General features: G+C 57.3%; 13 protein-coding genes. 8 read left to right on the top strand and 5 right to left on the bottom strand.

From position 1 onward, the window contains the following. Positions 1 to 459 precede the first annotated feature (459 nt). From RUESEDTHA_RS04005 to RUESEDTHA_RS04020, 4 genes are all read left to right on the top strand, one after another. Complete coding sequence (locus tag RUESEDTHA_RS04005; protein WP_180884630.1) at positions 460 to 1215, top strand: allophanate hydrolase subunit 1; 756 nt, start codon at positions 460 to 462, stop codon at positions 1213 to 1215. Then, positions 1212 to 2210 (top strand): biotin-dependent carboxyltransferase family protein, encoded by a 999-nt coding sequence (locus RUESEDTHA_RS04010; RefSeq protein WP_180884632.1) that lies wholly within the window; start codon positions 1212 to 1214, stop codon positions 2208 to 2210. Before RUESEDTHA_RS04005 ends, RUESEDTHA_RS04010 begins: the two co-directional genes overlap by 4 nt. Before the next feature lie 12 nt (positions 2211 to 2222). Then, a complete protein-coding gene (locus RUESEDTHA_RS04015; protein WP_180884634.1) occupies positions 2223 to 2984 on the top strand; it encodes a LamB/YcsF family protein in 762 nt (253 codons plus the stop codon). 151 nt (positions 2985 to 3135) lie between these two features. Next, entirely contained in the window at positions 3136 to 4383 is a 1248-nt protein-coding gene (locus RUESEDTHA_RS04020; protein ID WP_180884636.1) for a hypothetical protein, read from the top strand. A 60-nt stretch (positions 4384 to 4443) separates the two neighbouring features. Here the strand turns inward: RUESEDTHA_RS04020 and RUESEDTHA_RS04025 are convergent, their stop codons facing one another. Both RUESEDTHA_RS04025 and RUESEDTHA_RS04030 read right to left on the bottom strand, forming a co-directional pair. After that, entirely contained in the window at positions 4444 to 5826 is a 1383-nt protein-coding gene (locus RUESEDTHA_RS04025) for a D-alanyl-D-alanine carboxypeptidase family protein (RefSeq protein WP_180884638.1), read from the bottom strand. Positions 5827 to 6106: 280 nt separating this feature from the next. Continuing rightward, positions 6107 to 6808 carry an HAD family hydrolase gene (locus RUESEDTHA_RS04030; protein WP_180884640.1) on the bottom strand — a complete coding sequence of 234 codons (702 nt, stop codon included), beginning with the start codon at positions 6806 to 6808 and terminating at the stop codon, positions 6107 to 6109. Between the two features lie 91 nt (positions 6809 to 6899). Between RUESEDTHA_RS04030 and clpS the strand changes: the two genes are divergently transcribed. From clpS to hemF, 4 genes are read left to right on the top strand one after another with little or no spacing between them, the layout of a single operon-like run. After that, positions 6900 to 7241 (top strand): ATP-dependent Clp protease adapter ClpS, encoded by a 342-nt coding sequence (gene clpS / locus RUESEDTHA_RS04035; RefSeq protein WP_171123198.1) that lies wholly within the window; start codon positions 6900 to 6902, stop codon positions 7239 to 7241. Between the two features lie 30 nt (positions 7242 to 7271). Next, on the top strand, positions 7272 to 8237 hold the full coding sequence (locus RUESEDTHA_RS04040; protein WP_180884642.1) for a class I SAM-dependent methyltransferase: 966 nt from the start codon (positions 7272 to 7274) through the stop codon (positions 8235 to 8237). A gap of 36 nt (positions 8238 to 8273) precedes the next feature. Continuing rightward, a complete protein-coding gene (locus tag RUESEDTHA_RS04045; protein WP_180884644.1) occupies positions 8274 to 9071 on the top strand; it encodes an SDR family NAD(P)-dependent oxidoreductase in 798 nt (265 codons plus the stop codon). Positions 9072 to 9075: 4 nt separating this feature from the next. Beyond that, entirely contained in the window at positions 9076 to 9960 is an 885-nt protein-coding gene (gene hemF / locus RUESEDTHA_RS04050) for an oxygen-dependent coproporphyrinogen oxidase (protein WP_180884646.1), read from the top strand. A 7-nt stretch (positions 9961 to 9967) separates the two neighbouring features. On the opposite strand, the gene RUESEDTHA_RS04055 is transcribed toward hemF, so the two are convergent. The 3 genes from RUESEDTHA_RS04055 to modB form a co-directional block, all read right to left on the bottom strand. Continuing rightward, positions 9968 to 10375, bottom strand: coding sequence for a hypothetical protein (locus RUESEDTHA_RS04055; RefSeq protein ID WP_171124629.1), 408 nt, complete (start codon positions 10373 to 10375; stop codon positions 9968 to 9970). 93 nt (positions 10376 to 10468) lie between these two features. Beyond that, on the bottom strand, positions 10469 to 11566 hold the full coding sequence (gene modC / locus RUESEDTHA_RS04060) for a molybdenum ABC transporter ATP-binding protein (RefSeq protein ID WP_180884648.1): 1098 nt from the start codon (positions 11564 to 11566) through the stop codon (positions 10469 to 10471). After that, positions 11563 to 12255: a molybdate ABC transporter permease subunit gene (modB, locus tag RUESEDTHA_RS04065; protein WP_180884650.1), complete on the bottom strand. Its 693-nt coding sequence runs from the start codon at positions 12253 to 12255 to the stop codon at positions 11563 to 11565. Before modB ends, modC begins: the two co-directional genes overlap by 4 nt. Position 12256 lies beyond the last annotated feature (1 nt).

A 12256-nucleotide genomic window follows, 5' to 3' on the forward strand; every position in this document is an offset into this window, starting at 1 on the left:
TCTCAACTGTCTCTCCAGCCCGTCCGACCGTCTCTCCGATCCGTCAGCACAACCTCAGCTGCGCCGGTGAAGGGGGTTCTAAGGTTTACCCCACAAAGCCGCAAGTGGAAAATTGCATATAGCGCGTTTTTTTTGCAATTCAGTTTTTTATAACTAAATAACAACTACTTACGTTGCGCCCATCTCGATGATTTTACACCTATCTGCGAATATTGAATGAAGCACCAAGCAATCGCTACACCGCAACACCCAAGTTCACCCTATATATAGTGAGATTCACTACTCCACCCACAAGGCTGGAACGAGTCGTTCTGCCTGATTTGAATCACGCCGGACCCAGAATCAGGGGTTCGACACTCAGCTTTGAGTAAAATGCCCGGCAACAATGGCCAGAGGCTTGCGCAATCCAACTGAATGCGGTCAGGTCGACCGAAAAGGAACGCCTTAGATTTTCACGTCATGATATCGCCAGACTCAGACCCCTTTCCAAGAATTCAACCCGTCGGCTTTGACGGTCTGCTTGTCTCATTCGCGGATACCATGGCGGAGCCATCAAACCGTGCGGCGCTGGCCTTTCGAAATGCTTTGGACCTGGCCCAATGGCACGGCGTCATTGAAACGTCTGCTTCGCTGGCCTCGGCCTATGTTCGCTTTGACCCTGACCAGCTCCCTCACAAGGAAATTCGATCCCGTGTGTCCGAGTTACTTGGGCAACAAAACTGGTTTGACGCCCCGATGCCCTCGGGCCGCAAATATTGGCGCGTCCCGACTGTCTATGGAGGGGACTTCGCACCCCAACTGAACGAAGCGGCTGCCGCAGCCGGGTTGACTCCGGATGAAGTAGTTCGACGGCTCAGCGACTCGCGCGTGCGTGTTTTGACGATCGGATTTGCGCCCGGGCAACCTTACCTTGGGCCTCTGGGGCCCGAGTTCAATATACCGCGTTTGCAAGAGCTGACCCCGATGGTGCCGGAAGGAGCGCTTGTTCTGGCCATCTCACAGTTTGTACTGTTCTCGGGGCCGACGCCAACCGGCTGGCGGCATGTCGGGCAAACTGCTTTTCGCTGCTTTCGGCCCGAGACCCCAAACAGTTTTGCCCTGACGCCCGGTGATGAGATGCAGTTCTACTCTGTTACTGAGGAAGACCTGGAAAATATTCGCGCGAACGACTCTGACGGATCAGGCGGTGCGACATATCAGGAAATCGGGTCATGAGCCTTTCCGTTCTTCGCATAGGGCCTGCTTGTACAGTGCAGGATCAGGGGCGTACCGGTTACTTGGATCAGGGTCTGTCCCGTTCGGGGGCTGCAGACATACTGGCCCTGCACGAAGGGGCCGCCTTGCTGGGCCAAGCACCTGCGTTGGCAGCTTTGGAAATGGCAAGCATGGGCGGTGAATTCGAAGCGACCGAACGCACACGCATTGCACTGACCGGCGCGCCGATGCAGGCGAGTGTCGACGGAAACCCAGTCATTTGGAATGCGTCGCATGAATTAGAAGCGGGACAGCGATTGACCATCGGCGCGGCAATACAAGGGACCTATGGGTATTTGCATATCGGCGGCGGAATTGACGGCGATATGTTCCTTGGCTCTCGGTCTGCCCATCTGACGGCCAAGATCGGGCGGACTGTACAGGTTGGTGACCGCTTGTCTGCCAGGGCCGGTTCAGGCGCTGTCGGGTTGAAACTGCAGCCAGACGACCGATTTTCAGGCGGGGTGCTGCGGGTCGTCGCCAGCTTTCAAACCCCTTTGTTCGACCAAGATACTCTGGACCGGTTTGCCAATACGCGGTTCCAACGCGGTGCCCGGGCTAACCGAATGGGAATACAGCTTGAAAGCACCGGAGAAGGCTTTGCCGCCAAGGGGCAGCTCAACATCCTGTCCGAAGTTATTACACCCGGCGACATCCAGATGACCGGCACCGGAAACCCGTTCATCCTGCTGCCGGAATGCCAGACCACCGGAGGGTATCCGCGCATTGCAACCGTCCTTCCGAGCGATCAGCCACGTGCTTCGCAAACGCCCGCTGGCGGACAGTTGAGGTTCCAGTTCGTCACCATGGATGAAGCCGTCGCCCTGCACGCGGCTTTCCAAGGCGATCTGTCTCGCCTGCCTACTCAGGTTGAACCTCTGATCCGGGACCCACATGACATCCCTGACTTGTTGTCTTACCAATTGGTCGGCGGAATGATCTCTGCCACAGATTAAGGAGTTTTGCCGATGCCCAGCGTTGATCTGAATGCAGATATGGGAGAGAGCTTTGGCCCATGGAACATGGGTGATGATGCAAGCCTGCTCAAGATAATCACCTCGGCTAACATTGCCTGCGGCTATCACGCCGGTGATCCGGACGTAATGGCACAAACGATGACACAAGCGGCAGAAAACAACGTCGGCATTGGCGCTCATCCGGGGTTTCCCGACCTTCAGGGATTTGGCCGCCGCAACATGAAAATCCCACATGACAGTCTGCGCAATCTGGTCCGGTATCAGCTGGGCGCAGCCATAGGAATTGCCAAGGCTGTTGGCACCAAGGTCCGGCACCTCAAGCTGCATGGCGCACTGGCCAATATGTGTTCGGTCGACATCGACATGGCGCGGGCTTGTTATCAGGGTGCTCTGGACGTGGACCCGGACATTATAATCATGGTTTTGGCCGTGACCAAACAGGAAGACGCCGTGCGCGAACTGAACTGCAAATGGGTCGGAGAGATTTTTGCAGACCGCGCCTATAACGACGACGGAACTCTGGTCGACCGCAGCAAACCCGGCGCGGTCATCCATGACCCGGAACTGGCCGGTCCGCGCATTGTGAATATGGTTCAGGAAGGCGCCATCATTACCGAATCCGGCAAACGACTGGAAACGTCGATCGACACCATCTGTCTGCATGGTGACGGGCCAACTGCCGTGCAGATTGCCCGCTCGGTTCGGGAAAACCTAATTGCGGGCGGCGTTGACGTGACAAAATTCATCCGTTGATCAGGTTGGCGTAACTCGGCCACCCCATGTCGTGACTGTTGCCCGGTACGCCCCCAGGCCCTAGCATGTGCGTAACTGTATGATCTGAGTACCACAAATTCCGGTAACGATCCGCGCCGATCACGCGGCGCAACGGCAAGGAGCGCGCTTAATGTCTTTTGATCTGATGTCTTACGAACCCCGCGGCGACAAGAAGAACTCGGACTTCTTCAACGAATACTTGCCAATGATTTACGAACGCCGCTCAAGCTCGGGTATCGCAGATCAGGTCGGGCCGATGCGGGCCATTGTGCTTCAGGTGGAACCGGATGCGTTGTTCGACACGCTGGTCGAACTTTACGTGATGACCCCCTATCGCCACACCGCCAGCTATCTTGGGCGAACACACAAATTTTCAGTTCTGCATTCCCATGCAGATTACCCCGCGTTGATCGTGATGGCTCCTCTCAGCCCGACATTCGAGGACTTCATTCCCCGTATCAACCGCATGTACCCGTTGGCCCGCAACACGCCTCAGACCCGGTATGTCGGCGAGGTATTCGCGGCCTCCGACCTGAACACGCTGACCAAAACTCTGGAAGGTCAGAACATACGGTTTGAATATAGTGGCGATACCGAGAATCCGTTTTACACGCTGGATGGCTTCCGCTTCACGACGCCTTCGGATTTCACCTGTAATCGGGTCGGTTATTCCACGCTGGATTTCAGCGACACAGACAGTCTTGGCCTGGGAGACCGCGTCTTGCTCAGCGACGCTGAACAAACCCGCCTGAATCAGGCAGCCGCTTTTGGGTCAGACAGCAAGATCGCCCCTCTGATGTTGGGGATCGACCACCTTGCCACGCGGGTATTGGCCGGAGAGCGTGAGGATGCGATCCTCGAATTTCTCACGATGGTGCCTTATTATTTCTGGGGTGCGTACAACATCTTTGACATGAATTCGTCCACCAATGTGAACCGCAATCCGAATGTCGACGATGACAAGAAATCGCCTGCCAAGGTATTCACGGCGAACAACACGCCCTCATTCGTGAATTCCTTTGCTAAGTTGCCAATGCCTACCGAAGACTTCGTGCGCAACTTTGGCCGCCGCCTGCACCATATGGCCGTCGAGATACAGGATGGCGACCACGGCGCTGGTGAAAAGAACGTCGATTTCGTCGTGAACACCCTCAAGGACAAGGGCGTGCCTTTCCTGGCGCATGTAGTTGGCGAATGCAAAGACGACCCAAACCTGAAACAGATATTCTCAAAACACTCCAAACACACTCTGCTGATCACCGAGTATATTGAGCGCTGCCATCACTATGACGGCTTTTTCACCAAGGATAACGTCGCCGCACTGACTGCCGCCGCCGGTCAGGATGAACAATATCAGCACGGCCACGTCTTCGACTAAGAAAAAGGGCTGCGAGTGTTTTCGCAGCCCATGTTCAGTCTGAAGATTACATGTCGGGTCTTATGACGGCCCGATCATGAAACATGTCACGTTCCGTGCCTGAAGCCTGCGGCAGGCCAAATCAGCCTGTTCGCGGGTCATACCCTGAAACGTCGCATCAAAGCCGCGCGCGCTTTGGTTCACTTTGCGCAGCGTTCCTTCCAGAGTGGTCATTTCCGAAAGGGCTGTTTTCAACAGCACCTTTTCGGCCTCATACCGTGTTGTGTAGCGCCCGACATTCACGCCCCAGAGGTGCCCACCCGAGGTGGACAGACGTGTGACAATCTCCTGCTCGGGCTCGGGCTGTTCGACCGGGCCGGTAGAAGCAAGGACAAGATCTTCGGGACGGGCCGCCGGGCGGGTCGTATCCTCCGACGGGGTTTGTATATCTGCGGCGGCAATGGCTGCCGCAATCCCGTTCTGAATGCGCGTGCCGTTCTTCGCCGCGGTCGCCGCGACCGTGCCAGCCACTTGGACGGCGGCCCCCGGTCCGGGGCGCAGTACCGGCCGTAAACTGGTGGTCGGCGCGCCGACCAATCGCGCCACTTGTACATTCAGACCCGCATTTCCCGCATATACAGGACGCGACGGTTTGCGAATGGGTGCCCGCGACGGTGCGCGGCGGAAACCCATGTCCAGCAGTTCCGCCACTTTGGCATTTCGCGACGCGCCGGATTTACCGCCAAATACCGTGGCAATGATCCGTTCGTCTTTGCGTTTGGCTGAGGCGACAAGGTTAAAGCCTGCTGCCCGCGTGTATCCGGTCTTGATCCCATCTGCTCCCCGATAAGCGGCCAGTAACCGGCGGTTCGTGTTGGGCACCGTCTTGATCCCGGCATGGGTCGATTGGCGCGAAAACAGGTTATAATACTGCGGGTAATCATACAGCAGATGCCGGCCCAGCGTGGTCATGTCTCGCGCGGTCGACAAGTGACCCGATTCCGTCAATCCGTGAGCGTTCTTGAAGGTCGTACGGCTCATGCCCATGGCTTTGGCAGTCCGTGTCATGCGGCGGGCAAACGCTGCTTCGGACCCGCTGATGGCGATGCCAATTGCCGTGGCCGCGTCATTGGCCGATTTAACGGCAGCGGCGCGGATCAGATACCGGAACGCGATCGTCTGGCCCGTGCGAAGACCCAGTTTCGAGGGGGGTTCGGACGACGCTTTCTTGGTAATGCGAACCGGGGTGTCCAGCTCGATCTCACCGTTTCGCACGGCCTCAAACGCGATATAGAGCGTCATCATCTTGGTCAGCGATGCGGGGTGAAGCCGGGTGTCGGCGTTGCGCGAATGAAGCACCTCACCGGTGCGCGCGTCGATCACCATGGCCGCATAGGGTGCCGCAAATGACTTGAGCGGTGCAAAAGCAAGCAACCACACGAATGCTATAAGAATAAAGCCCATCCGGGCCGGAACTGTCCGCCGAACCTGCACGATCTTTGCCTCTGTCTACCTCAAGCCGCCGGGTTTTCCCGGTCAGCAAATCAATTATTTTATTGTTCTTCAGGCTAACACAGAGACCCCATGAAATAAACCGAAAGCTGACAAATTCGTCGTTTTGTCGGCCACGCGGGAAACACCATATATTGTCCCGCTCGCGCTTCTCACCACTAAATCCGCCACATCCAAGAATACCGCCATTGTGACCGCTCTGATTTTCAAAAACTGAGACCTATCGGCAACATCATCCGAGTGTCTGAACAAACCCTTCCAGCTCTCCCAGGTTTTGCAATTCCTTGAAGCGTGGATTGCCCAATGGTGTCTCTGCTTTTTCAATCTCCCAGACCAGTCCATGCGGAACATATACACCCCAGCACCCGGCCTGAATCGGGGCGACCACGTCTGAACGCATCGAGTTCCCTACCATCATCGCCTGCTTGGGCCCCTCGCAATATCGGTGGAAAATCTCTCGGTAGGTCTCAGGGGTTTTCTCAGAGACAATCTCGACTTCATCGAACAGCTCACCCAAGCCTGACTGGGCAAGCTTGCGTTCCTGATCAATCAGATCACCCTTGGTGATCAACACGACCTTGTGTGTCGCGGCCACGCCCTCGATCGCTTCGCGCGCATGGGGCAGCAACTCGATCGGATGGGCCAGCATGTCCTGCCCTGCTTCGATCAATTGCCGAATGACTGACGCGGGAACGCGTTCTTCGGTTACTTCGATGGCGGTTTCAATCATCGAAAGGGTGAAACCCTTGATTCCGTATCCATAGTGTCGAATGTTGCGCTTTTCAGCGGCCAGCAAGCGCTCCAGCAGGTGGTCGCGCTCGGCGTGATCGGCAAGCAATTCCGCAAAATGGCTCTGCGTCAGTTGGAAGAACCACTCATTATGCCACAATGTGTCATCCGCATCGAACCCGATTGTGGTCAGCTTATTTTCCATTGCAAATGCGTCCTGCTGGCTCTTTTCTCTGACCCCTTAGACGTTATATAACCGCACAGATAAACCGAAGCCTGAATCGGACAGCCGTGTGATGCTTATTGACCAATGGATGATGTCTGACAATTCCGACGACGATTCTGACTCGTCGGTTCTGGTCCAGACACGCCCCAAGACCAAACGCCCGCCGCTGTATAAAGTCCTGCTTCTGAACGATGACTACACCCCGATGGAGTTCGTCGTTCATGTGCTTGAACGGTTCTTTGGAATGACACACGCCGAAGCGTTCGAAATCATGCTGACCGTCCACAAAAAGGGCGTTGCCGTGGTAGGTGTATTCAGTCACGAGATTGCGGAAACCAAGGTCGGGCAGGTTATGGATTTTGCCCGTCGGCACCAGCATCCTCTGCAATGCACCATGGAACGCGAAGAGTAACGCCAGCGGCGGCTCTTATCGGATTTGCCCATGTCCCCTCGCCTTGATCTTGCCCTGCAAAGCGGCCTTGTGCTGTCTCAACCGCTGACAATCATCGGACCGACACCGGCAAATGATCTGTCGTCTTTGTCGCGCAACACCCAAGTCGTTCAGCCCTTCAAACCGTTCCACGACCATTTTGCAGACCAGGGGTTTGTTGTAACGCCGCAATCTCAGGACCAGTGTCAGGATGCGATCGTGATCCTGCCCCGCGCCAAGGCATTGGCCCGCAGCCATGTGCAGCAAGCCTGCACACGCGCATGCGGCGTGATCGTTGTGGACGGTGCCAAAACCGATGGCGTGGACAGTCTGCTGAAAGAGATCCGCAAGCGCACAGATGTTGAGGGGCCGATTTCCAAGGCCCATGGTAAAATCTTCTGGTTCCGCGGTGCGCCCAATGCGTTTGACGACTGGGCCGCGCCACAAACCCAAATGGCGGACGGATATCAGACCGCACCCGGCGTTTTTTCGGCAGATGGCGTCGATCCGGCGTCAACGCTGCTTGTGAATACGCTGCCGGACAAAATCGGAGCACGGGTTGCTGATCTGGGGGCAGGTTGGGGGTTTCTCTCAGCATCGCTGATCCAAAAGACGGGTTTGCGCCATCTGCATCTGGTCGAAGCCGACCATATCGCCCTGACCTGTGCGCAGACGAATGTCACCGATGAACGCGCGCTTTTCCACTGGGCCGATGCTGTAAAGTGGAACGCGCCCGAAGCGCTGGACACCGTCGTCATGAACCCACCCTTCCACACGTCACGCAGCGCCGAGCCGGAATTGGGCCAAGGGTTCATCAAGTCCGCCGCCCGCAATCTGGCCAAACATGGGGACCTGTGGATGGTCGCCAACCGCCACCTGCCATACGAAGCAACTTTGACCGAAAGTTTTGCGCGTGTTGAAGAAGTATCCGGCGACGCACGATTCAAAGTGTTCCATGCCTCTCGCCCTCGAAGGTGATCCCGGTTAACCTCCGCCTCAACCCAGGAGAATTGCATGTCCTTTTCCATCGCTGGCAAAACAGCAATCGTGACCGGCAGCGCCAACGGCGTCGGTTTGGCCATCGGTCGTCACTTTGCGGACGCGGGTGCCAATGTCATGTTTGCCGATATGGACGAAAAGCGTCTGGCCGATGAACTGGGCGAACAGGCCGATGACAGCAACATTCGTTTCTTTGCGGGTGACCTGCGGGAAAAGCTGACGATCGCGAACCTGCTGTCCGCCACCATAGACGCGTTTGATCAGGTGGATATTCTGATCAACGGGGCGCGGCAGGTGATTCCGTCCGACCCTCTGGATACTGACGATGACTCGGTGCGGACTCTGCTGAACCAGAACCTGATGCCCGCTTTGCGGCTTAGTCAGGTTGTCGCCAAACGGATGATCAAACAGGCGGGTGAAAACGAAAATCCCGCAGGGTCGATCATCAACCTGTCGTCGATTGCCGCCCGACGCACGCATCCGGATTTGATGGCCTATTCGGTTTCAACCGCCGCGCTGGATCAGATGACCCGGTCCCTGGCTGTGGCGCTGGCCCCGAGCCGCATCCGCGTCAACTCGATCGCACTGGGATCGGTGATGAGTGCTTCGCTGCAATCTACCCTGAAAGAGAACCGGGACTTCCGGGATGACATCGAGAAACACACTCCTCTTTCCCGTATCGCGGCCCCGACTGAGCTGACGGAAACTGCGCAGTTCCTTGCCTCGGACGCCGCCGGTTTCATCACCGGCCAAATTCTGACCATTGACGGTGGCCGCACTCTGCTAGACCCCGTCGCAGCCCCGGCGCACTAGTCCAATGTTCGAAAAAGAAAAATCAACGGCCTCTGCCTGGTTCCGACACCTGCGTGATGACATCGTCGCGGCGTTTGAGGCGCTGGAAGACAGCCACGACATCGGCCCGTTCTCGGACGCGGAACCGGGGCGGTTTGAGGTCAAGGAAACGAAACGCCAGGCTGACGACGGTACGGATGCAGGTGGTGGCTTGATGTCCGTCATGCGCGGAGGCCGTGTATTTGAAAAGGTCGGCGTCAACATCTCGACCGTTTACGGCACACTGGGTGAACGCGCACAACAGGCCATGGCCGCCCGCAAAGGCATTCCCGGCATGACGGAAGACCCGCGTTTCTGGGCTTCGGGCATCTCATTGGTCGCGCATATGCAGAACCCGCATGTGCCGGCGGTCCACATGAACACACGTATGTTCTGGACACCACATGCGTGGTGGTTCGGCGGTGGGTCCGACCTGAACCCCTGCATCGAGTATGATGAAGACACGGCCCATTTTCACGCCACCCAAAAGGCCCATCTGGACCCGCATGGGCCGGGGCACTATCCGCGGTTGAAAGACTGGGCTGATGAGTATTTCTATATCCCGCACCGCAAACGCGCCCGTGGCGTCGGCGGCATCTTCATGGACGACTACTGCACCGGCGACTGGTCATCGGATTTCTCGCTGACGCAAGATATCGGCAAGGCGTTCCTCCCTGCCTTCGTGCCACTGGTCGAAAAGCGCCGGGTTCAGGATTTTGATGCGGCAGACAAGGACACCCAGCTTGTGCACCGTGGCCTCTATGCAGAGTACAACCTTGTTTATGATCGTGGGACCAAGTTCGGGCTGGAAACCGGCCATGATCCCGATGCCGTTCTCATGAGCTTGCCGCCACTGGCAAAATGGGTCTGATTAGCGGTCAGAATCCGAAGTCCATGAAATTGTCATAGCAATACCCCTGCGCGGATCCGGCGGACATGTTTTCACCGACGCGCTTGACGGTAACCGAATACCCCGGAGTGGTATCGACCCCGTCGGGCGGCGTCAGCGAAAATTGCACGGTCCGCGTCTGTTTCTCGTAGGCCCGGGTGATATAGATACGCTGAGATGCCTTGGTTCTGAGGGTGCGAATGGCAAAGTCGCCAATACCGCACCAATACGCAACCGGCGCCGAGGAACCGGTAGTGGAAACCTGATAAATACCGTTCTTCAGGGGTGTAACCGTGGTTCTGAATGCCGGATACGCACCGATCCCGAACCCGACCGCCTGCGCGAGTCCCGGAAGGGCGATCAACAAAGCCAAAAATGGCAGCTTCCAATTTCGCATACCTAAAATCCCGTGAAAAAACCTGACCAGAACCATAGCAAACAAAGAGACCGAGTAAAGAATCCCGATCACAACACATGAAGGGCCGGTGGCCTAATAGTTGCCCAGACGCCCACCTACATCCTGCGGGGCCAGCGCGACAGTTTTGATCACCGCATAACAAACCCGACCGGGCTCCAGCCCCAAGGATGCGACCGAGCGGCGGGTAATCCTTGCCAGAACCGACCCAGCCTTGGTTTTTATGGAAACAATTGCGCCTGGCCCCTCACCTGCCCGGATCGTCTCAACCGTACCTTCAAGCATGTTCAAAGCAGAAAGCCCCTCGGGGCGTTTGCTGGACAGGATGACCTCTTGGGCCGGGATGCGGATGCGCAGACTGGCTCCGATCTGATGGGGGATACGCGGCAGAAACAGACTGGTGCCACCTGCATCCAGTTCGGTCAGCCCGTCTTCATGGTGCTTGGCCACGCGGACCTGCAGCACCGCACCGACGGCTCTGACACCTGCTGGTGCTACCGACGGGTCGGCCAACACCTCGGACGCGGGACCATGGCGCACAGCTTTGCCGTCTTGCAAAGCCACCACCGAAGTAGCGAGACGCGCAACCTCGGCCGCCGAATGTGTGACATAAAGGATCGGTACGGACACTTCATCGCGAAGCCGCTCGAAATACGGAAGAATTTCAGACTTGCGCGCATCGTCCAGCGCGGCCAAAGGCTCATCTGCCAGGATCAGACGCGGGCTGGCCAGCAATGCGCGGCCAATCGCAATACGTTGCTTTTCACCACCCGAAAGACCCGCTGGTCTGCGATCCAGAAGATGCCCGACCCCCAGCATTTCGATTACCTTTTCCGGGCTTTCCCTGCGGGCCCTTCTGGGTGCAAACCATCGCCCGAAGAATAGGTTCTGACGGACTGTGAGATGCGGAAACAGACGCCCCTCCTGAAAGATATAGCCAAGTCGTCGTTTATGCGGGGGTAGCCACAGGCCATGGTCGGTGTCGAACAACTCCCAATCATCAATGGCGACACGACCTGCCGACGGGCGCAGCAAACCCGCGACCGCATTTACGACCGTGGTTTTACCCGCCCCGGAGCGCCCGAATAGCACCGTCACCCCGGGCGGGGCCTCAAAATTGATGTCCAGACTGATGTCCGGCAGGTCGTGTTGCAGACGTACAGAAAGGCTCATGATCCGGCCACCCGTGAAGCGACCCGACGTCCTATGAACTCTGACAACAGCAAAGCGCCCATCGCGATCACGATCGAGATCACGACCAACCTTGTCGCGGCAGCCTCTCCCCCCGGCACTTGCAGGAATGCGTAAACGGCCGAGGGCAGGGTCTGGGTCTGACCCGGAATGTTCGAGACGAACGTGATGGTCGCCCCGAATTCCCCCATCGCTTTGGCAAAGGCCAGTATCGCCCCGGCGATCACGCCCGGCAGGATCATTGGCAACGTTACCGTTGCAAAAACCAGCGGGCGCGACGCTCCCAGTGTAGCCCCTGCCTGTTCAAGTTTGGGGTCCACAGCCTCGATCGACAGCCGGATCGCCCGAACCATTAACGGAAACGCCATGATCCCAGCGGCCAGCGCCGCTCCGGTCCAGCGAAAGGCCACAACGATACCGAATTCCGCCAACAGCCTGCCCAAAGGCCCCTGAATGCCAAATGTAATGAGCAACAGGTACCCTGTGACAACCGGCGGCAAGATCAAAGGCAAATGCACCAGCCCGTTCAGAACCTGCCGACCGGGAAACCGCCAGCGTGCCAAGGCATAGGCAACAAAGATGCCAATAGGCAGCGTGACCAACGTGGCCCAGAAAGACACACGCAAGGATAGCTTCAGCGCCTCAAGCTCTTCCGGCCCCAACCATCCCATG

It is taken from the genome of Ruegeria sp. THAF57 (genome assembly GCF_903914075.1).
GTDB lineage: Bacteria > Pseudomonadota > Alphaproteobacteria > Rhodobacterales > Rhodobacteraceae > Ruegeria.